Origin of the sequence: Caldimonas sp. (genome assembly GCF_046289365.1) — a bacterium.
Classification (GTDB): Bacteria; Pseudomonadota; Gammaproteobacteria; order Burkholderiales; family Burkholderiaceae_C; genus Caldimonas.
In genome coordinates this window covers 1-18,615 of sequence record NZ_JBKBVU010000052.1, presented here as the reverse complement: position 1 = coordinate 18,615, position 18,615 = coordinate 1, and the positions used below count along the sequence as shown (strand labels likewise).

The window sequence follows — 18,615 nt, the reverse complement described above, 5'->3', positions numbered from 1 at the left end:
GGTGTCGCCGGCGCTGGATGCGCTGGTGCACGAGGGCGTCTCGCTGGAGCTGGTGGTGGACGACCAGGACTTCACCCACGACTGGTTGCGCCAGGGCGCGGTGCTGGGCTGCGTGAGCACGGTGCGCCGGGCCTTGCAGGGCTGCCGTGTCACCCCCCTGGGCGTGATGCCCTACGTGGCGGTGGCCAGCCCGGCCTTCATCGCGCGCGAACTGCCGCAGGGCCTGCACCGGCGCAACTTCGCGCACGTGCCCTTCCTGGTCTTCAACCGCAAGGACGACATGCAGGCGCAGTGGGTGAGCCGTGCCTTCGGGGTGCGCGCGCCCCGCTTGCGCGAACGCTTCGTGCCCTCGTCCGACGCCTATGTACGCGCGGCCGTGATGGGCTGGGGCGTGGGCGTGGCCCCGGAACTGCAGGTGCGCGCCCATCTGGAACGCGGCGAGCTGCAGGTGCTGCACCCCGAGGTGCGCCTGCCGGTGGCCCTGCACTGGCACCAATGGAAGCTGGGCGACGAACGCCAACCCGGCGCGCGCGCCAGCCTGCTCGATCGCGTCGGTCTGGCCTTGGCGGCCGGGGCACGCCGGGTGCTGGAGCCCGCGCCCTGAACCCCGATCCAGGGGCCCGGGCGCGACAATGCAGGGCACCATGCACCCCCTCTCCAGCCGCCGCCACACCCTCGCGCAGCTTGCGCGTGCCGGCGCCGCTTTGGCGCTGGCCCGCTTGGCCGCGCCGGTGCAAGCGCGAGCCGAAACGCCGCGCTTCACCAACGACCCGTTCACGCTGGGCGTGGCCAGCGGCATGCCGCGGCCCGATGGCGTGGTGCTGTGGACCCGGCTGGCTCCGCAGCCGCTGGAGCCCGACGGCGGCCTGCCCCCGGTGGCGTTGAAGCTGCAGTGGGAGCTTGCCGACGATGAACACTTCCGGCAGGTGCGCCAGCGCGGCGAGGTGTGGACCGGGCCCGAGCGCTCGCATGCCGTCCATGTCGACGTGAGGGGCCTGCCCAGCGCTCGCACCTACCACTACCGCTTTCATTGCGGCGGGGCCACCAGCCCCGTCGGGCGCACACGCACCGCGCCGGCCGAGGATGCCGAGGTGGGCCTGCTGCGCCTGGCCCTGGCCTCCTGCCAGCATTACGAGCAGGGCCATTTCGTGGCGCACCGCGAGATTGCCCGGCAGGATCTGGACTTCGTGCTGTTCGTGGGCGACTACCTCTACGAGACCAGCCACCCGAATTTCCAGCTGCGCCGTCACGGCCCGCGCCCGACCACCCTGGCGGGCTTTCGACGCCACCATGCCCAGTACAAGCTCGACCCCGACTTGCGCGCCGCCCATGCCGCCCACCCCTGGGTGCTGACCTGGGATGACCACGAGGTCGAGAACGATTACGCCGGCGAGCGCAGCCCGCGGCATCCGGATCCGGCCGCCTTCCTGGCCCTGCGCGCGGCAGCCTACCAGGCTTATTTCGAGCATCTGCCGCTGGCGCCGTGGATGGCGCCCCAGGGGCCGCGGATGCGGCTGCATCACCGCTATGCCTGGGGTCGATTGGCCGAGCTGTGGACGCTCGATGGCCGGCAGTACCGCTCCCCCCAGGCCTGCGCCAGCGCCGAGCGGCCTGTGGGCGGGCGCCTGGCCGCGCCCTGCCCGGAGCTGTCGGACCCGCAGCGCACGATGCTGGGCTTCGAGCAGGAGCGCTGGCTGCAGCACGGCCTGGCCCACAGCCCCCGGCAGTGGAAGCTGCTTGGCCAGGCCAGCCAGATCAGCCCCTGGGGCGTGGGCACACCGGTGGGCCGTCGCCTGTACACCGACGCCTGGGACGGCTATCCGGCCGCGCGCGAGCGGCTGCTGTCGGGCCTGGCCGAGGCGCAGGTGCGCAACGTCGTGGCCCTGGGCGGCGACGTGCATCGCCATGTCGCGGCGGACCTGCGCGTGATCCCCAACGACCCCCGGTCGCCCGTGGTGGCCAGCGAGTTCGTCACCAGCTCGATCACCACCCGCGGCCTGCCCGACTATGCCCAGGGTCTGGTGCGCTCGAGCAACCCGGATCTGCGGCATGCGCGCTCCGACGAGCGCGGCTACGTGCTGCTGAGCCTGGATGCGCACCGCTCGCGCGCCGAGTTCCGCGCCACGCGCTTCCCGGTGCACGCCGACGCCCGGCTGGGCACGCAGGCGGTTTATGTCGTGGAGTCGGGTCATGCTGGCGTGCAGCCCGAGCATGCGGGCGAGCCCGGCCCCTGGGGGTCATGACGAGCCAGCGCGAGCCCCCTCGGCTGAGGGCCCGGGCTGTTCAAATGTCGCCACATCCCCCTCCAATTCGGGATATCGCGGGCTTCAGCCCCGGCGCACACTGCCGAAACATGAGATGAGACAAGGCACCGCCCGTTGGCCGTGCCCGCAAGGAAGGTGCACCATGGCCCGCTTCTCGCTGCCCCCGTGGAACCGCGCTCCCGCCCCGCAGGAGCCGGTCTATGAACCCGACCCCGCCGACCTGGGCACCGAGCTCGGGCTGGAGGTCTGCCTGGGCGGCACCGTGCCCGCCCCGGCCCACCATGGCCGCAGCGACGAGGACCCGCTGGGGCGTCGCGTCGAAGATCTGTTCAGCCACTACGGCGTCTGACACACCCCGGGACCGCCCTCGGCGGGCCCCCAGCCGGGGCGGGGTGTGCCCGCCCCAGGAGATGCCCGTCGGTTCACTGGGGCATCACCACCGTGTCGATCACATGGATCACCCCATTGCTCGCGGTCACGTCCGTGGCCGTCACGCGGGCATTGTTCACCGTCACACCGCCGGTCGTACCGAGAGTCAGTTCCTGGCCCTGCACGGTCTTGACCTTGCCGGCCTTGACGTCCGCGGCCATGACTCTGCCGGGCACGACGTGGTAGGTCAGCACCGCGGTCAGCTTGGCCTTGTCGGCCAGCAGCGCATCGAGCTGGGCTTTGGGGATCTTCGCGAAGGCCTCGTCGGTGGGGGCGAACACCGTGAACGGCCCCGGGCCCTTGAGCGTCTCGACCAGGCCAGCGGCCTGCACGGCGGCCACCAGGGTCTTGAACGAGCCGGCCGCAATCGCGGTGTCGACGATGTCCTTGGCCCAGGCCGAGGCGCTCAGACCCAAGCCCAGGGCGGTGGCGATCAGCAGCTTCTTCATGGCAATACTCCTTGGAGGGATGAGGGTTGGAGATTCAGGGCGCCACCGGCGGCAGCAGCACGCGGTCGATGACATGGATCACCCCGTTGCTGGCCACCACGTCGGTGGCCACGAGGTTGGCGGTGCGCGAGCGGCCGTCGGTGATGAGAAGGTCGGTGCCCACGCGGAAGGTGTCGCCCTGGAGCGTCACCACATCGGCCGGCCCGCTGCTCACGAGGGCCGCCACCTCGGCCGCGCGCACCTCGTCGCCCACCACGTGATAGGTCAGGATGGCCGCCAGATCGGGCGAGGCCAGCAGCTCGTCCTTCGTGAGGTCGAGTTCGTCGAGGGCCGCCGTGAAGGCATCGTTCGTGGGAGCGAACACCGTGAAGGGCCCGGCGCCCGACAGCGTGTCCACCAGGCCGGCTTCCACCACGGCTTCCACCAGCACCGAGAAAGCCGGGTTGAGCTGGGCCATCTGCACGAGGTTCAGCACGCCGGGGGGCACCAACACCTTGTCGATGACGTGCACCACACCATTGCGGGCGTCGAGGTCGGCGGTGGTGACGGTGGCCGTGGTCCCGAGTTCGTCGGTGAGCCTCACGCCGCCGGTGAGGCTCAGGTCCAGCGCGGCGGGACTGCCTTCGAAGGTGTAGAGCGTGTTCAAAGAGCCGGCCGTCAGGGCGGTGGACGGGTTGTCCCCGGCCACCACGTGGTAGGTGAGGATCTTCACCAGGGCATCGGCCGGCAGGGCGTTCACCAGCGCCGCACCGTCGGCCAGGCCGATGGCGCGGGCCGCCGCGTCGAAGGCCGCATTGGTGGGCGCAAAGACGGTGAGCTGGGTGTCGCCCGAGAGTGTGCCCACCAAGTCGGCCTTGACCACCGCGGCCACCAGGGTGCTGAAATTCGCATCGCTCTGGGCGACCTCGACAATGCTGGGCGCCGCCGTGGTGTCCTCGTCATCGTCACCGCCTCCGCAGGCGGCAAGGAAGGCGACCGACGCGGCCGCCACCAGGTACTTGAGCCATCGAGTCATGGGGTTCTCCTGAAAGGAATCCAGAAACGCCCCTCCCGCCGGGTCCGAAGTCATCGGGCACACGCTTCGGTCGCCGAGCAGGAAATATAACTCGTCAGTTCATAATTTCAACTTCTTAGTTTGTCATACGACCGATCAGTTAAAGTTTGACGATCGGGTATGTCTCGTCGCCGGGAGGTCTACAATGCAGCCTATGGCCCGCATGTCGTTCAAGGAACAGGTGCTTCGCGCTCGCGAGGACGCCATCGTCTCGTCGGTCAACCGTCTGCTGGCGGAAAAGGGCTTCGAGGTGATGACGGTGGACGAGGTCGCCGCCGATGTGGGCATCGCCAAGGCGAGCCTGTACAAGCACTTCACCTCCAAGGAAGAACTGGCGGCCGCGGCGATGATCCGCGTGCTGCAACGGGCGCTGGACTTCACCGCGCCGCTGGATGCGGACGCGGGGCTTGCGCCCATCGACAAGCTGCGCGCCACCGCCCGCTGGACGATGGAGGTGCAACTGGCCGGCGAGATGCCTTCGCTGCCCTCGCAGAACTCCAGCCTGCGCCAAGCCCTGATCGCCCACCGTGGCTACATGGACCGGCTGATCGCGCTGAGCGACCGGCTGGGGGCCTGGATCGTCGCGGCGCAGGCCGATGGCCAGATCAACCCGGCCCTGCCGCCCGAGGTGGTGCTCTACACCCTGTTTGCGCGTGCCTGCGATCCGGTGCTGGGCTTCCTGAAGGCCGGCGGCCAGCACAGCGACGCGCAAATCATCGACTACCTGCTGTCGACCTGCTTCGACGGTCTGCGCGGACCGGCGCCGGCCAACGCCGCGGAGCACTGAACCCGGCCGGGCGCTGGGCCTCAGCGCACCAGCATCACCGGCGTCTTGCAATGGGCGATCACGTAGGTCGCCACCGAGCCCATCACGAGGTTGCCCAGCGTGCCGTGGCCGTGCGAGCCCATGACCACCAGGTCGAACTTGCCAGCGCCCGCCATCTTGGCGATGACCTCACCGGGATGGCCGACCTTGTGCAGGGTCTTGGCCTTCAGGCCCTGCTTGTCGAAGAAGGTGCGCACCGGCTTGAGCACCTTCTCGGCCTCGTCGGCGTAGTACTCGGCCAGCGTCTCCTTGTCGATCACCGCTGCCGCGCGCGGGGGCACGGCCGGCACGGCGGTCAGCACGGTGTAATCGTGCCCGCCGCCGAACAGTTCGTCGTGCGCAGCCAGATAGCCCAGCATGCGCTTGGTGTAGGCACTGCCGTCGACGGCAACGAGGATCTTCATCGAAACGCTCCTGAGAGGGAATGTTGCAAGCTTCTCATCACCGCGACGGGGCGGACTTGATGGGCATCAAGATCATACGCAGCTTGCCGTTGCCCCCCTGCTTCCCCCTTCTGAGGGATGGGGGCCTCACGACAGAGGCGGTACAGTGGCTGGGTGCTGTCACACGGGGCTGACACCAAGAAGTCGCCGCCGCCGCACAGGCGCCCTCGAGGTGTCGCACGGCGGGCCAGTTCACAGTCTCCCAACGACGTCCTTCACAGGACTTCCTCGCCCACCCACGCGGTGGGCGTTTTTTTCGCCAAGCTCCGCCCGGGCCGCGGCCAGCCTTGGCGATGGTCAAGGCGCAAAGCCTGCGGCCAGGGTGTCGCGCAGGTAGGCCACCAGGGCCTGCACGGCGCGCGGCACCACCGGGCTGTAAGGACGGATCGCATAGAGCCGCTCGCCAAAGGCCCCCACCGGCCGCCAGCGCGGCAGCACGGCCACGAGGCGGCCGCCGCGCAGCGCAGCCTGGGCGCTGAAGTCGGGCAGCACCGCCAGGCCCAACCCGCCCAGCACCGCCTCGCGCAGCACCTCGCTGTTGTTGGCCGCGAAGGCCCCCCGCACCGGCACGGTCACGCGCTGGCCGTCGGCCGATTCGAACGACCAGGTGGTCGTCTCGCCCGGGCGGGGATAGGCCAGGCAGTCGTGCGCGACCAGGTCCTGCGGATGAGCGGGCGTGCCGCGCCGGCGCAGGTAGGCCCGGCTGGCCACCAGCCAGGAGCGTGTCTCGCACAGGGTCCAGGCCACATGGGTGTCGGGGGGAGCGGCGGTGTGGCGCACCGCCAGGTCGAAGCCTTCCTGAGCCAGCGAGACCAGGCGGTCGGAGAGGTCCATCTCGATGCGCACCTGCGGATGGCGGCGCAGGAACTCAGGCAGCCGCGGCACGATCTGCTGGCGCCCCAGCGCCACCGGCGCACTCAGGCGCACCAGGCCGCGCGGGGCACCGGCCAGGTCGCGCACGTTGGCAAAGCCGCGCTCGATCTGCGCATAGGCCTCGCGCGTGGCATCCACGAGCTGCTGGCCCGCCTCGGTCAGGCGCACCGAGCGCGTGGTGCGCTGCACCAGCGGCACGCCGGCGGCCCGCTCGAGTTCGGCAATGCGCTGGCTCATCGCCGCCTTGGAGATGCCCAGGCGGCGCGCAGCCGCGGTGTAGCTGCCCTGCTCGGCCAGTTCGCCCAGGGCATGGACATGGCCCCACAGGGCCTCGATGCGCTCGCCCAGCATGATTGATCTCACGGTGTTGGTGGTGATTGTTCATGCTAATGAACAATGTGGTCAGCCGCCAGCGCTTGGAAGGCCCGCAGTGGCGGCCTAGACTGGGTGCATCGCCGACCCTTCAGGAGAACGACATGGGCGCCCCCGACCTGCAACTTTCCACCACCGTGGCCCACTGGATCGCCGGCCGTCTCACGCCCGGCACGAGCGGCCGCACCCAGAGCGTCTACCACCCGGCCTCGGGCACGGTGGCGCGCGAGGTGGTGCTGGCCGGCCCCGAGGACGTGAACGCCGCGGTGGCCGCAGCGCAGGCGGCCTTCCCCGGCTGGGCGGCCACCCCGCCGATCCGCCGTGCGCGCGTGCTGTTCAAGTTCCTCGAACTGCTCAACCAGCACCGCGACACGCTGGCCGCGATGATCACCGCCGAGCACGGCAAGGTGTTCACCGACGCGCAGGGCGAGGTCACGCGCGGCATCGAGATCGTCGAATTCGCCTGCGGCATCCCGCAACTGCTCAAGGGCGATTACACCGAGCAGGTGTCCACCGGCATCGACAACTGGACCATGCGCCAGCCCCTGGGCGTGGTGGCGGGCATCACGCCGTTCAACTTCCCCTGCATGGTGCCGTGCTGGATGTTCCCGGTGGCGATCGCCTGCGGCAACAGCTTCGTGCTCAAGCCCAGCGAGCGCGACCCCTCGCCCTCGCTCTTCATGGCCGAACTGCTCCGGCAGGCCGGTCTGCCCGACGGCGTGTTCAACGTGGTGCAAGGCGACAAGGTGGCGGTCGATGCGCTGCTGGCGCATCCGGACGTGAAGGCACTGAGCTTCGTGGGCTCCACGCCCATTGCGCAATACATCTACGAGACCGGCGCCCGCCACGGCAAGCGCGTGCAGGCGCTGGGCGGTGCCAAGAACCACATGGTGGTGATGCCCGACGCGGACCTCGACCAGGCGGTGGACGCCCTGATCGGCGCGGCTTACGGCTCCGCGGGCGAGCGCTGCATGGCGATTTCGGTGGCGGTGCTGGTCGGCGAGGTGGGCGACCGGATCGTGCCCCGGCTGGCCGAGCGCACGAAGCAGCTCAAGATCAAGAACGGCATGGAGCTCGATGCCGAGATGGGCCCCATCGTCACGAAGCAGGCGCTCGAGCGCATCGAGGGTTACATCGCCCAGGGCGTGCGCGAGGGCGCGCAGCTCGTGGTGGATGGCCGCGGCTACACGGTGAGTGGCCACGAAAACGGCTTCTGGCTGGGCGGCACGTTGTTCGACCGGGTGACCCCGCAGATGAAGATCTACCGCGAGGAGATCTTCGGCCCGGTGCTGTGCTGCGTGCGCGTGAAGGACTTCGCGCAGGCGGTGGCCCTGGTCAATGCCCATGAATACGGCAACGGTGTGGCCTGCTTCACCCGCGATGGCCATGTCGCCCGCGAGTTCGCCCAACGCATCGAGGTGGGCATGGTGGGCATCAACGTGCCGATCCCCGTGCCGATGGCCTGGCATGGCTTCGGGGGCTGGAAGCGCTCGCTCTTTGGCGACATGCATGCGTATGGCGAGGAGGGCGTGCGCTTCTACACCCGGCAGAAGTCGGTGATGCAGCGCTGGCCCGAGAGCACGCCCAAGGGGGCCGAATTCGTGATGCCCACGGCACGCTAAACCCGCCGGCTGGGCCTCGTGCGCCTTTCTTCGGCGCTCAGCGACGAGCGCCCGGCAGGCTTGGGCGCAAGCGCGCTCAGCAAATGCTCGCGGAAGGCCAGCGCGATCGGCGACGACTGCTTGCCCCTGGGGGTGACCAGGTACCAACTGTTCGGGATCGGAAAACCCTGGACCGGCAGCTCCACCAGGTTGCCCGGTGCCATGTGGGTGAGCGCGTGGCGGCTCAGGATGGCCAGGCCCAGGCCCGAGAGCACGGCCTCCTTGATCGCCTCGTTGCTGGCGATCGTGAGCGTGCGGCCCAGTGTCCAGCCTTGCTGGGCCAGATGCCTTTCGATGGCATGGCGCGTGCCCGAACCGGGTTCGCGCATCAGCAGCCGCTCGCCAGCGAGATCCGTCCAGCGCAGCCGGCGACGGCGGGCCAGCGGGTGGTCCTGCGGGGCGATCACCACCAGCGGGTTGTCGGTGAGCCACTGCGCCTCGATGTCCAGTTCACGGGGCGGATGGCTGAACACGTAGAGGTCGTCGAGGTTGGCCTGCAAGCGCTGGCGGATGTCGGCCCGGTTGCCCACCTGCAACTCCACCTCCACCTGCGGATGCGCCTTGCAGAACGGGCCCAGCAAGGCCGGCACCAGGTACTTGGCCGTCGTGACCACGCCCAGCCGCAATCGGCCGATGGACAGCCCGGCGCGCTGGGCCAGGCGCATCTCCAGCCGGTCGAGCACATCGAAGAGCTCGCGCGTGCTGGCCAGCAATTCCTCGCCCACGTCGGTGAGGTACAGGCGCTTGCCGATCTGCTCGAAAGGCTGCACGCCCAGAGCCTCTGAGAGCTTGGCCAGTTGCGTGGACACCGTGGGCTGGGCCAGGTGCAACGCGTGCGCCGCCTCGGTCACGCTCAGGCGCTCGGCCACCGTCTTGAAGATCTCCAGTTGCCGGAACGTGGTCTGGCGGGTGTGCAGGCGGGTCTTCATGGCAGGCTCTCGATCATTTAAGAACATCAATGTTGCACACAAAGATAATCTATTTTTAAAAATCTTTGAGTTCTCCAAAAATCCAGACGCTGCCCACCCAGCACAACGAACGGAGATCACGCCATGAGCCCATCCCTGCCCCTTGTCACCGTCGCACCTGGCGACGGCATCGGCCCGTCCTTGATGGAGGCCACCTTGCGCATCCTCGACGCCGCCGGTGCGCGTCTGGACATCCGCATGCTCGAACTGGGCGAATCGGTCTATCGCGCCGGCCACGCCTCGGGCATCGCCCCCGAATCCTGGGATGTCCTGCGCGAAAGCCGTGTGCTGCTCAAGGGCCCCATCACCACGCCGCAGGGCGGGGGCTACAAGAGCCTGAACGTGAGCCTGCGCAAGGCGCTGGGCCTGTATGCCAACGTGCGGCCCTGCGTGGCTTATCACCCGGTGGTGCCCACCCGGCACCCCGGCATGGACGTGGTGATCGTGCGCGAGAACGAGGAAGACCTCTACGCCGGCATCGAGCACCGCCAGACCGACGAGGTCTATCAATGCCTCAAGCTGGTCACGCGTCCGGGCTGCGAGCGCATCGTGCGCTACGCCTTCGAGTACGCACGCCGCCACGGGCGGCGTCGCGTCACCTGCTTCATCAAGGACAACATCATGAAGATGACGGATGGGCTCTTCCACCGCGTCTTCGAGGAGATCGGCGCACAGTACCCCGAACTGCAACGCGACAGCCTCATCGTCGATATCGGTGCCGCGCGCCTGGCCGATGCGCCGCAGGACTTCGACGTCATCGTCACGCCCAACCTCTACGGCGACATCCTCTCGGACGTGGCCGCGCAGATCGCCGGCTCGGTCGGCATGGCCGGCTCGGCCAACATCGGCGAGCACTGCGCGATGTTCGAAGCCATCCATGGTTCGGCCCCCCAGCTGGCAGGTCGCGATGTGGCCAATCCCTCGGGCCTGCTCAATGCCGCCGTGCAGATGCTGCTGCATCTTGGCCAGGCCGATGTGGCCGAGCGGGTGCACAACGCCTGGCTGCGCACACTGGAAGAGGGCCTGCACACGGCCGACATCCACCGCGAGGGCCACAGCCGCCGGCTGCTGGGCACGCAGGCGTTTGCGCAGGCGGTGGTCCAACGCCTGGGGCGCCAGCCCGAGATCCTGCGCCCGGTGCGCTTCGATGCGAACGGCCCGCTGCAACTGCCCGCCCCGGCGCGACGCGACCCGGCCCCCAAGCAACTCGTGGGCGTCGATGTGTTCCTGCAGTGGCGCGGGGCGGCACCCGAGCAGCTCGGCCAGGCGCTGCAGCGCTTCGGGCAGGGCTCGCTGGTGCTGCAGCTCATCACCAACCGCGGCGTGAAGGTCTGGCCGCACGGTCTGCCGCAAACCTTCTGTGTGGACCATTGGCGCTGCCGCTTCAAGGCCACGGACGACCAGGCCAACTTCGGCGAGGTCCTGGCCTTGCAGGCCCGGCTGCACGAAGCCGGCTATGAGGTCGTGAAGACCGAGAACCTCTACCACTTCGCCGGCGAGCCCGGCTATGCCGGGGTGCACGGCTGAATCGACGCCTGGCGGCGGTGTTCAGCGCCCCGCCTGCAGCATTGCCGCCATGCGCTCGTGGATCAGGTGGACGGCCTTCAACGGGCGCAGCATGACCTTGAAGTCGCTGATCTGCCCGGCCTCGTTCCAGCGCAGGATGTCCACGCCATTGATGGCGATGCCGTCCAGTTCGAGTTCGAACTCCAGCATCGCCTCCGATGGGCCGACGATTTCGCGCACGTAGCGGAAGCTCGGGTGGGAGAACACCCGGAAGGCCGCCGCAAGGTAAGCCGCCGTCAGCCCGCGCCCGCGCTGCGGGGTATGCACCACGGGCGAGTGGAAGACGGCATCCTCGGCCAGCAGCGCCGGCAGGCCCGAGGCGTCCTGCTCGCGGACGAGCCGGTGCCAGGTGTCGAGAGGGTGTGGGGACATGCTCTGCTCCGTATCAGCCACCAGCGCGCTTGCCGCCCCCACCGGGGGCCCGAGGCGGGCGTCTCAACGCCGTGCAGGGGGCATGGTGAAAGTATGCCGCGGCCCGCCGACCTCAGCCCCGCACGCCGCCTCCCAAGCCCGGCCTGCTTCATCGCGCCTCACGCCCCCACCAGCCCTCCGTCCCGGCGCCTCACCGCCACGGTGGCCGAGCGGGGCCGGCCGCCGTCGGGCCAGCGGGAGTGTTTCGTGGGCTCGGCCGGGTCGGTCCGGTCGTTCTCGGGCTCGCCCGGGTGTTGGATGTTGACGAACATCGTGGTGCCGTCGGGCGTCATGGTGGCACCGGTGATCTCGGCGCCGCGCGGGCCGGTAAGGAAGCGGCGCACTTCGCCGGTGGCGGGGTCGCAGGCGAGCATCTGGTTGTGGCCGAGCCGCGCGAATTCGCCGCGACCCATCACGCTGGCGCTCATGTCGGTCTGGATCCACAGCACGCCGCGGGCATCGACCCACAGGCCGTCGGGGTTGGCGAAGGCGTCGCCGCGGAGATTGCCTTGCGCTTCGGCCCGCGCATTCGCCGGGTCGCCGGCCAGGAGGAAGACGTCCCAGGTGAAGGTCTCGCCGTCGAAGTCACCCTCCTCGCGCCAGCGGATGATGTGGCCCATGCTGTTGCGTGCACGCGGGTGCGCGGCGTCCACGCCGGGGTGACCCTCGGTACCGCGGCGGGTGTTGTTGGTGAGCGAGCAGAAGACCTCGCGCGTGGCGGGGTTCACCGCCACCCATTCGGGACGGTCCATCGGCGTGGCCTGCAAAGCGTCGCTGGCCTGGCGCGCCTGGATGAGCACCTGACCCTGGTCGGCGAAGCCATGAGCCGGCGTCAAGGGTGCGCGGCCATGCACCAACGGCAGCCAGCGGCCCCGGCCATCGGCATCGAAGCGGGCGACGTAGAGGATGCCGTGGTCGAGCAGTTCGGCATTGGCCTTGGCGCCACCGGGACGGATCGCGTCGCGCGAGACGAACTTGTAGAGGTATTCGAAGCGGGCGTCCTCGCCGCTGTAGACGACGGCACGGCCGTCGCGGGTGACCGCCACGGTGGCGCCTTCGTGTGCGGCGCGGCCCAAGGCCGTGCGCTTGACCGGGGTGGACTGCGGGTCGAAGGGGTCCACCTCGACGATCCAGCCGAAGCGGTTCGGTTCGTGGGGGTGGCGCGCGGCATCGAAGCGTTCGTCGAACTCATGCCAGCGGTAGCCCCAATTGGCACCCAGGCCCCAGCGGCGCTGGTGGGCATCGAGCCGTTCTGGTGCGGCGAAGTAACCGATGAAGTTCTCTTCGCCGCTGAGATAGGTGCCCCAGGGCGTGAGGCCGGCGGCGCAGTTGTTCAGGGTGCCCCGCACGGTGAGGCCGGCCGGGTCGGCCGCGGTGCGCATCATCGGGTGGCCGGCGGCCGGGCCGCGCAGCGTGAAGGGCGAGACCACCGTGAGGCGGCGCGCATACCGTGAGGGGCGCACCAGTTGCCATCGGCCATCACGCATTGCCACCTCCACCACCGAGATGCCGTGCGCGGCCTGGCTCTTGCGCACCTTCTCGGCTGACCAGTTCGCCATGCCGTCGGGATGCAGCAGGCCTTCATCGGTGTATTCGTGGTTCATCACCAGCAGACCCCGGTCGCTGCGGCCGTCGAGCGGGAAGAAGTGCAGGCCGTCGTGGTGCATGCCCAGTTGTGCGGCCTGGTCGTCGGCGCTGTGGCTGGCATCAGGCCGCCAAGGGGGCATGTTCCCCACCAGGCCCACCGGCTCGCCCCACCGTGCGATCACCTGGGCCACGTAGCCCTCGGGCACCACCACGGCATCGGCGGTGGAGGGCGGCACGCCCCGAAAGCCCAACAGCGGCGATGACGACACCGCCGAAGCCGGCGCGAGGCCCAGAGAGACCAAGGCCGCCACCGTACTGCCTTGCAGCACACGACGCCGCGAAAGATCGCACAACGAACGCAGGTCCGCACGCTCGCTGCGGTTCGACCACTCCATCCGTTCGTAGTCCTTGGGCATGGTGATGAGGCTTGCTGAATATGTCCTGAAGAAGTGCACGGCCGTCCGAAAACCTAGGGTGGACCCTGGGATTGTCTCGTGCGTGACTGACCCTGATGTGCGGCCTGCCTACCTTGCGAACCCAGTATCAGAAGGAGACAGCGGATGAAGCTTTTCCGCCTCGACAACAAGGTGGCCATTGTGACCGGCTCCAGCCGCGGCATTGGCCGATCCATCGCCGAAAACCTCGCGCGCAGTGGGGCCCGCGTAGTGATCTCCAGCCGCAAGGCCGACGCCTGCGAAGCCGTGGCCCAGGCCATCCGCGACGACGGCGGCCAGGCCCTCGCGATCCCGGCCAACATCTCGTCCAGGGACCAGCTCGAAGCCCTGGTGAGACGCACCCGCGAGCACTGGGGACCGATCGACATCCTCGTGTGCAATGCCGCGAGCAACCCCTACTACGGCCCCAGCACCGGCATGAGCGATGAGGTCTTCGACAAGATCATGCACAACAACGTGCTGAGCAATCATTGGCTGTGTCAGATGGTGCGCGAGGACATGGCCGCCAGGAAGGACGGCGCCATCGTCATCGTCTCGTCGATCGGCGGGCTGCACGGCTCGGCAACCATCGGCGCCTACAACATCTCCAAGGCGGCCGACATGCAGTTGGCGCGCAACCTGGCCGTCGAGTGGGGGCCGGACAACATCCGCGTCAACTGCATCGCCCCTGGCGTGATCCGCACCGACTTCGCCAAGGCCTTGGTGGACGACCCGCGCGTGCGCGCGCTGATCGAAAGCCAGTTGCCGCTGCGCCGCTTCGGCGAGCCTGATGACATCGGCGGCATCGCGGTGATGCTGGCCTCGGCCGCCGGCCGCTACATCACCGGCCAGACGATCGTGGCCGATGGCGGCTACATGATCCGCTGAGCCTGTGCCGTTGCCTCTCACACGGAGTTTCGCCTTGGACTTGTTCTTCCAACAAGTGCTCAACGGGCTCACGCTCGGCGGCATCTACAGCCTCGTGGCCTTGGGTCTCACACTCGTCTACGGCATCTTGCACGTGCCCAATTTCGCGCATGGCGCCTTCTACATGGCCGGCGCCTACGCGGCCTTTTGGCTCATCACCGCCCAGGGCTTCAACTACTGGGTGGGCATGGCGGGGGCCGCAGTGGCCGTGGCGCTCATTGCCGTGCTGGCCGAGCGGCTGGTGTTCCACCCGCTGCGCGATGCGCCGGGGCTGCACCACATGATCGCGGCCATCGGCCTGCTGCTCTTCCTCGAAGCCGGCGCCCAGGCGGTATGGGGGGCCGACTTCCACCGCCTGCCCACGCCCTACACCGGCATCGTCGAGATCGGCGGTGCCACCGCGCCGGTGCAGCGGCTGATGATCGTGGGGGCGGCTTTTGCGCTGATGGTGGCGTTGCACCTCTTCCTGAAAAAGACGGTGATGGGCTCGACCATCATCGCGATGGCACAGAACCGCCAGGGCGCGGCGCTGGTGGGCATCGACCCGAACCGCGTGGCGATGCTGACGTTCGCCATCTCGGGTGGGCTGGCCGCGGTGGCCGCCACACTGTATGCGCCGATCAACCTCATCTACCCCGCGATGGGCCACCTGGTCATCACCAAGGCCTTCGTGATCATCATCCTGGGCGGCATGGGCAGCGTGCCCGGCGCGATCGTGGGCGGGCTGATCATCGGCTTTGCCGAGAGCTTCGGCGCCTTCTACATCTCGCCCGACTACAAGGACATCATCGCCTTTGCACTGCTGGTCGTGATCCTGTCGTTGCGCCCCGAGGGCCTGTTCACCAAGGGAGTGCGCTGAGATGGACCGCGTCTTCGACCTTCTGCACGGCAAGCTCGGCTGGAGCCTGCTGCTGGCCGCCGGCATCGCCTTCCCCTTCGTGGCCGGCAACGACTACCACCTCACGGTGATGTCCACCGCCTACATCTTCGCGCTGGCCACCGTGGGGCTCAACCTCATCACCGGCTACACAGGGCAGTTCAACCTCGCGCATGCGGGCTTCATGGCCGTGGGCGCTTACACGGTGGGCATCCTCACGGTGGACCATGGTGTGCCCTTCTGGGTGGCGTTTGCGCTGTCGGGCGGGGTGGCCGCCGTGCTGGGCTTGCTCATCGGTATCGTCTCGCTGCGCCTGAAGGGCCACTACTTCTCGATCTTCACGCTGTGCGTGGGCTACATCATGTACCTGGTGATCGAGAAGTGGGAAAGCCTCACCCACGGCACCGTGGGCATCATCGGCATCCCCTCGCCCTCGCCCATCGGGCCGCTGCAGTTCGAATCCCCGCGCGAGCTGTATTACCTGGTGCTCTTTTTCCTGGCCGCCGGCCTGTGGGCCATGCACCGCATCGTCCACTCGCTGATGGGCCGCAGCTTCGTGGCGGTGCGCAACAGCGAGGACCTGGCCGAGGCGCTGGGCATCAACCTGATGCGCACCAAGCTGATCGCCTTCGTGCTGTCGGTGTTCTATGCCGGCCTCGCGGGCGGCCTGTATGCGGGTTTCGTGCGCTTCCTGGGCCCTGGCGTGGCCGGCGTGGAGCATACCTTCGACATGACGATGTACATGCTCATCGGCGGCATTGGCACGATGTTCGGCCCGCTGCTGGGGGCGCTGGCCATGCCCTGGCTCACGCAGTACCTGCAGTTCCTGCAGGAGTACCGCTTTGTGGTGTTCGGGCCGCTGCTCATCGTGCTGGTCATCTTCCTCCCGCATGGCCTGGTGGGCAGCCTGCTGCAATGGCGCGCGCGACGCCTGTCGCGGCGTGCAACGGCCGCCTCGCGCGCGGCCGGCCAGCGGGCCGGCGGCACCTTGTCTGCCCAGGAGGGCGGCCATGCTTGAGATCCAGCAACTGACCAAACGCTTCGGCGGCCTGGCGGCCGTGCGCGAGGTGAGCACCACCGTCGAGGCGGGCAAGATCAACGCCATCATCGGGCCCAACGGCGCGGGCAAGACCACCTTCTTCAACCTGATCAGCGGAGCGCTGGCACCCACCAGCGGGCGCATCGTCTACGAAGGCCGCGACGTGGCCGGCCTGCGCGCCGACCAGATGGCCGCGCTGGGTGTGGCGCGTACCTTCCAGACCACCGCGCTCTTCGACCGCGCCACGGTGCTGGACAACCTCATCGTCGGCCACCGGTTGCGCACGCGCTCGGGCCTGTGGGACGTGCTGGCGCGCACGCGCCGCCTGCACGAAGAGGAAAAGCGCTGCCGCCGCAAGGCCGAGGAGGTCTTGGAGTTCGTGGGGTTGGCCCACGCCGCCCACCGCATGGCCGGCGACATCTCGCAGGAAGAGCGCAAGCGCGTGGCCTTTGCGCTGGCGCTGGCCACCGAACCCAAGGTGGTGCTGCTCGACGAACCCGCCGGCGGCGTGAACCCCGAAGAGACGGTGGGCCTGGCCGCGCTGATCCGCAAGATGCGTGACAGCGGCCTGACCGTGTGTCTGATCGAACACAAGATGGACATGATCATGAGCCTGGCCGACAAGATCATGGTGCTGAACCATGGCGAGAAGATCGCCGAGGGCAGCCCGGCCGAGATCCGTCGCAACCCGCAGGTGATCGAGGCCTACCTCGGCAGCGACGGCGCCCATGACGTGAAGGAGGCCGCCGATGCTGCAGCTTGAGAAGGTGAGCCTGCAGTACGGCTCGTTCCGCGCCCTGCACGAGGTGTCGCTGCACGCGGACGACGGCGAGTTGGTGGTGCTGCTGGGTGCCAACGGCGCGGGCAAGAGCTCGATCTTCCTCACTGCCAGCGGACTGCTCAGGGCGGCCGGCGGACGCATCCGCCTGCGTGGCCAGGAGGTGACGGGAGCCAAGCCGGCCCGCCTGGTCGAGCAGGGCCTGGTGCTGTGCCCGGAGGGCCGCAAGCTCTTTCCCGGCATGTCGGTGCTGAAGAACCTGATGCTGGGCGCCTACGTGCACCGGCGCGACCGCCAGGGCAATGCCAGGCGGCTCGAAGAGGTCTTCGAGATGTTCCCCATCCTGCGCGAGAAGAAGGACGACGCGGCCGGCTCGCTGTCGGGCGGGCAGCAGCAGATGGTGGCCATCGGCCGCGCGCTGATGGGCCGGCCCAAGGCCTTGCTGCTCGACGAGCCCTCGCTGGGCCTGGCGCCGCTGGTGGTCAAGCAGGTGCTGGAGGTGATCCAGCGCATCAACCGCGCCGGCACCACCGTGCTGCTGGCCGAGCAAAACGCCTATGCGGCGCTGCAGATCGCCCACCGTGCCTACGTGCTCGAAGGCGGGCGCATCGTGATGGAAGGCCGCCGCGACGAGCTGCTCAACAACGACACGGTGCGTCGGGCCTACATCGGGGCCTGATCGCGAGGCGGTTTCCTTTTCTTTCTTTGGTTCCACCACACGCCGGCCCTGTGCAGGTCGGCTTCACTCAGGAGAGCACAGACATGTTGCATTCATCCTCTTCGCGCCGCTTCGTGCTGCGCAGCATGGCCGCCGCCGTGGCCCTGGCGGGCCTGGGCAGCACCGCCTTCGCCCAGGAGGTCGTCAAGATCGGCTTTTCCGGCCCGCTGAGCGGCGGCGCTGCGCTGTACGGCAAGAACGTGCTGTCGGGCATGGAAATGGCAATCGCCGAGATCAATGCCGATGGCCTGGACGTGGGTGGCAGAAAGTACAAACTCGAGCTGGTGGCGCTGGACGACAAGTACAACCCCAGCGAAAGCGCCATCAACACCCAGCGCCTGGTGCAGGAGCACAAGACACCGGCCGTGCTGATCCCGCATTCGGGCGGCAGCTTCGCGGTGCAGACCACCAACGAGCGCCTGGGCGTGCTGCTGCTGTCGTACACCAGCGTGCCCACCATCACCGCACGCGGCAATCAGCTCACGCTGCGCATCCCGCCGGAGTTCACCGGCTACGTCGAGCCCTTCACCCGCTATGCGATGGGCAAGTACGGCAAGAACCTGGCCATTGCGAATGCCGACCACGACTACGCCAAGGCCTGGACCGCGGCCTTCAAGCCCGCCTGGGAAAAGGCGGGCGGCAAAGTCGTGGCCGAGAACCCGATGTCGTACAACCGCTCGACCGACTTCTACAGCGGCGTGAGCCGCGTGCTGGCGGCCAAGCCCGACGTGATGTTCATCGGCGGCGCCTCCGAGCCCACCGGCCTCGTGATCAAGCAGGCGCGTGAGCTGGGCTTCAAGGGCGGCTTCGTGATCATCTACCAGGCCAAGATGGACGAGATCGCGAAGGTGACGGGGGGCTATGGCCCGCTGGAAGGCTCGATCGGCGTGCTGCCGCTGGTGGAGGACACGCGAGCCCATGCCCGTGACTTCGTCGAGC

19 protein-coding genes are annotated in these 18,615 nt (G+C 68.6%); 12 read left to right on the top strand and 7 right to left on the bottom strand.

The genetic code is table 11. From position 1 onward, the window contains the following. The 3 genes from ACK42S_RS07505 to ACK42S_RS07495 form a co-directional block, all read left to right on the top strand. On the top strand, window positions 1–604 hold a 604-nt coding region (locus ACK42S_RS07505; RefSeq protein WP_409705093.1), incomplete at its 5' end, for an ArgP/LysG family DNA-binding transcriptional regulator. Between the two features lie 40 nt (window positions 605–644). Further along, a complete protein-coding gene (locus ACK42S_RS07500; RefSeq protein ID WP_409705090.1) occupies window positions 645–2,243 on the top strand; it encodes an alkaline phosphatase D family protein in 1,599 nt (532 codons plus the stop codon). A 163-nt stretch (window positions 2,244–2,406) separates the two neighbouring features. Beyond that, a complete protein-coding gene (locus tag ACK42S_RS07495; RefSeq protein ID WP_409705087.1) occupies window positions 2,407–2,613 on the top strand; it encodes a hypothetical protein in 207 nt (68 codons plus the stop codon). A 73-nt stretch (window positions 2,614–2,686) separates the two neighbouring features. On the opposite strand, the gene ACK42S_RS07490 is transcribed toward ACK42S_RS07495, so the two are convergent. Further along, entirely contained in the window at window positions 2,687–3,142 is a 456-nt protein-coding gene (locus ACK42S_RS07490; protein WP_409705084.1) for a fasciclin domain-containing protein, read from the bottom strand. Window positions 3,143–3,176: 34 nt separating this feature from the next. After that, window positions 3,177–4,157, bottom strand: coding sequence for a fasciclin domain-containing protein (locus ACK42S_RS07485; RefSeq protein WP_409705081.1), 981 nt, complete (start codon window positions 4,155–4,157; stop codon window positions 3,177–3,179). Between the two features lie 193 nt (window positions 4,158–4,350). Between ACK42S_RS07485 and ACK42S_RS07480 the strand changes: the two genes are divergently transcribed. Next, entirely contained in the window at window positions 4,351–4,983 is a 633-nt protein-coding gene (locus tag ACK42S_RS07480; protein ID WP_409705078.1) for a TetR family transcriptional regulator, read from the top strand. A gap of 20 nt (window positions 4,984–5,003) precedes the next feature. Here ACK42S_RS07480 and ACK42S_RS07475 read toward each other — a convergent pair whose 3' ends face one another. Together ACK42S_RS07475 and ACK42S_RS07470 are read right to left on the bottom strand one after the other, a co-directional pair. Continuing rightward, complete coding sequence (locus tag ACK42S_RS07475) at window positions 5,004–5,426, bottom strand: universal stress protein (RefSeq protein WP_409705075.1); 423 nt, start codon at window positions 5,424–5,426, stop codon at window positions 5,004–5,006. Between the two features lie 336 nt (window positions 5,427–5,762). Continuing rightward, a complete protein-coding gene (locus tag ACK42S_RS07470; RefSeq protein WP_409705096.1) occupies window positions 5,763–6,689 on the bottom strand; it encodes a LysR family transcriptional regulator in 927 nt (308 codons plus the stop codon). A gap of 125 nt (window positions 6,690–6,814) precedes the next feature. Between ACK42S_RS07470 and ACK42S_RS07465 the strand changes: the two genes are divergently transcribed. Continuing rightward, window positions 6,815–8,332 (top strand): CoA-acylating methylmalonate-semialdehyde dehydrogenase, encoded by a 1,518-nt coding sequence (locus ACK42S_RS07465; RefSeq protein ID WP_409705072.1) that lies wholly within the window; start codon window positions 6,815–6,817, stop codon window positions 8,330–8,332. Here ACK42S_RS07465 and ACK42S_RS07460 read toward each other — a convergent pair. Beyond that, window positions 8,329–9,300, bottom strand: a complete 972-nt coding sequence (locus ACK42S_RS07460; protein ID WP_409705069.1) for a LysR family transcriptional regulator — start codon at window positions 9,298–9,300, stop codon at window positions 8,329–8,331. The genes ACK42S_RS07465 and ACK42S_RS07460 overlap by 4 nt on opposite strands. Window positions 9,301–9,423: 123 nt before the next feature. Between ACK42S_RS07460 and ACK42S_RS07455 the strand changes: the two genes are divergently transcribed. Beyond that, window positions 9,424–10,866: an NADP-dependent isocitrate dehydrogenase gene (locus ACK42S_RS07455; protein ID WP_409705067.1), complete on the top strand. Its 1,443-nt coding sequence runs from the start codon at window positions 9,424–9,426 to the stop codon at window positions 10,864–10,866. Between the two features lie 21 nt (window positions 10,867–10,887). Here ACK42S_RS07455 and ACK42S_RS07450 read toward each other — a convergent pair whose 3' ends face one another. After that, window positions 10,888–11,277 (bottom strand): nuclear transport factor 2 family protein, encoded by a 390-nt coding sequence (locus ACK42S_RS07450; RefSeq protein WP_409705064.1) that lies wholly within the window; start codon window positions 11,275–11,277, stop codon window positions 10,888–10,890. Between the two features lie 158 nt (window positions 11,278–11,435). After that, window positions 11,436–13,319 (bottom strand): PhoX family protein, encoded by a 1,884-nt coding sequence (locus tag ACK42S_RS07445; RefSeq protein ID WP_409705061.1) that lies wholly within the window; start codon window positions 13,317–13,319, stop codon window positions 11,436–11,438. Between the two features lie 144 nt (window positions 13,320–13,463). Here ACK42S_RS07445 and ACK42S_RS07440 point away from each other — a divergent pair, with 144 nt between their 5' ends. From ACK42S_RS07440 to ACK42S_RS07415, 6 genes are all read left to right on the top strand, one after another. After that, entirely contained in the window at window positions 13,464–14,225 is a 762-nt protein-coding gene (locus ACK42S_RS07440) for an SDR family NAD(P)-dependent oxidoreductase (protein ID WP_409705058.1), read from the top strand. Window positions 14,226–14,259: 34 nt separating this feature from the next. Beyond that, window positions 14,260–15,123, top strand: a complete 864-nt coding sequence (locus ACK42S_RS07435) for a branched-chain amino acid ABC transporter permease (protein WP_409705055.1) — start codon at window positions 14,260–14,262, stop codon at window positions 15,121–15,123. A 1-nt stretch (window position 15,124) separates the two neighbouring features. Continuing rightward, window positions 15,125–16,159, top strand: a complete 1,035-nt coding sequence (locus tag ACK42S_RS07430) for a branched-chain amino acid ABC transporter permease (protein ID WP_409705052.1) — start codon at window positions 15,125–15,127, stop codon at window positions 16,157–16,159. After that, a complete protein-coding gene (locus ACK42S_RS07425) occupies window positions 16,152–16,943 on the top strand; it encodes an ABC transporter ATP-binding protein (RefSeq protein WP_409705050.1) in 792 nt (263 codons plus the stop codon). The genes ACK42S_RS07430 and ACK42S_RS07425 overlap by 8 nt, the downstream gene beginning before the upstream one ends. Further along, on the top strand, window positions 16,930–17,637 hold the full coding sequence (locus tag ACK42S_RS07420) for an ABC transporter ATP-binding protein (RefSeq protein ID WP_409705048.1): 708 nt from the start codon (window positions 16,930–16,932) through the stop codon (window positions 17,635–17,637). The genes ACK42S_RS07425 and ACK42S_RS07420 overlap by 14 nt, the downstream gene beginning before the upstream one ends. A gap of 83 nt (window positions 17,638–17,720) precedes the next feature. Further along, on the top strand, window positions 17,721–18,615 hold an 895-nt coding region (locus tag ACK42S_RS07415), incomplete at its 3' end, for an ABC transporter substrate-binding protein (protein WP_409705046.1).

What these genes read in the sequence shown, in the direction of transcription:
- ACK42S_RS07500 (WP_409705090.1), top strand. Translation starts at nt 645, where the DNA reads ATGCACCCCCTCTCCAGCCGCCGCCACACCCTCGCGCAGCTTGCGCGT.
- ACK42S_RS07495 (WP_409705087.1), top strand. Translation starts at nt 2,407, where the DNA reads ATGGCCCGCTTCTCGCTGCCCCCGTGGAACCGCGCTCCCGCCCCGCAG.
- ACK42S_RS07490 (WP_409705084.1), bottom strand. Translation starts at nt 3,142, where the DNA reads ATGAAGAAGCTGCTGATCGCCACCGCCCTGGGCTTGGGTCTGAGCGCC.
- ACK42S_RS07485 (WP_409705081.1), bottom strand. Translation starts at nt 4,157, where the DNA reads ATGACTCGATGGCTCAAGTACCTGGTGGCGGCCGCGTCGGTCGCCTTC.
- ACK42S_RS07480 (WP_409705078.1), top strand. Translation starts at nt 4,351, where the DNA reads ATGGCCCGCATGTCGTTCAAGGAACAGGTGCTTCGCGCTCGCGAGGAC.
- ACK42S_RS07475 (WP_409705075.1), bottom strand. Translation starts at nt 5,426, where the DNA reads ATGAAGATCCTCGTTGCCGTCGACGGCAGTGCCTACACCAAGCGCATG.
- ACK42S_RS07470 (WP_409705096.1), bottom strand. Translation starts at nt 6,689, where the DNA reads ATGCTGGGCGAGCGCATCGAGGCCCTGTGGGGCCATGTCCATGCCCTG.
- ACK42S_RS07465 (WP_409705072.1), top strand. Translation starts at nt 6,815, where the DNA reads ATGGGCGCCCCCGACCTGCAACTTTCCACCACCGTGGCCCACTGGATC.
- ACK42S_RS07460 (WP_409705069.1), bottom strand. Translation starts at nt 9,300, where the DNA reads ATGAAGACCCGCCTGCACACCCGCCAGACCACGTTCCGGCAACTGGAG.
- ACK42S_RS07455 (WP_409705067.1), top strand. Translation starts at nt 9,424, where the DNA reads ATGAGCCCATCCCTGCCCCTTGTCACCGTCGCACCTGGCGACGGCATC.
- ACK42S_RS07450 (WP_409705064.1), bottom strand. Translation starts at nt 11,277, where the DNA reads ATGTCCCCACACCCTCTCGACACCTGGCACCGGCTCGTCCGCGAGCAG.
- ACK42S_RS07445 (WP_409705061.1), bottom strand. Translation starts at nt 13,319, where the DNA reads ATGCCCAAGGACTACGAACGGATGGAGTGGTCGAACCGCAGCGAGCGT.
- ACK42S_RS07440 (WP_409705058.1), top strand. Translation starts at nt 13,464, where the DNA reads ATGAAGCTTTTCCGCCTCGACAACAAGGTGGCCATTGTGACCGGCTCC.
- ACK42S_RS07430 (WP_409705052.1), top strand. Translation starts at nt 15,125, where the DNA reads ATGGACCGCGTCTTCGACCTTCTGCACGGCAAGCTCGGCTGGAGCCTG.
- ACK42S_RS07425 (WP_409705050.1), top strand. Translation starts at nt 16,152, where the DNA reads ATGCTTGAGATCCAGCAACTGACCAAACGCTTCGGCGGCCTGGCGGCC.
- ACK42S_RS07420 (WP_409705048.1), top strand. Translation starts at nt 16,930, where the DNA reads ATGCTGCAGCTTGAGAAGGTGAGCCTGCAGTACGGCTCGTTCCGCGCC.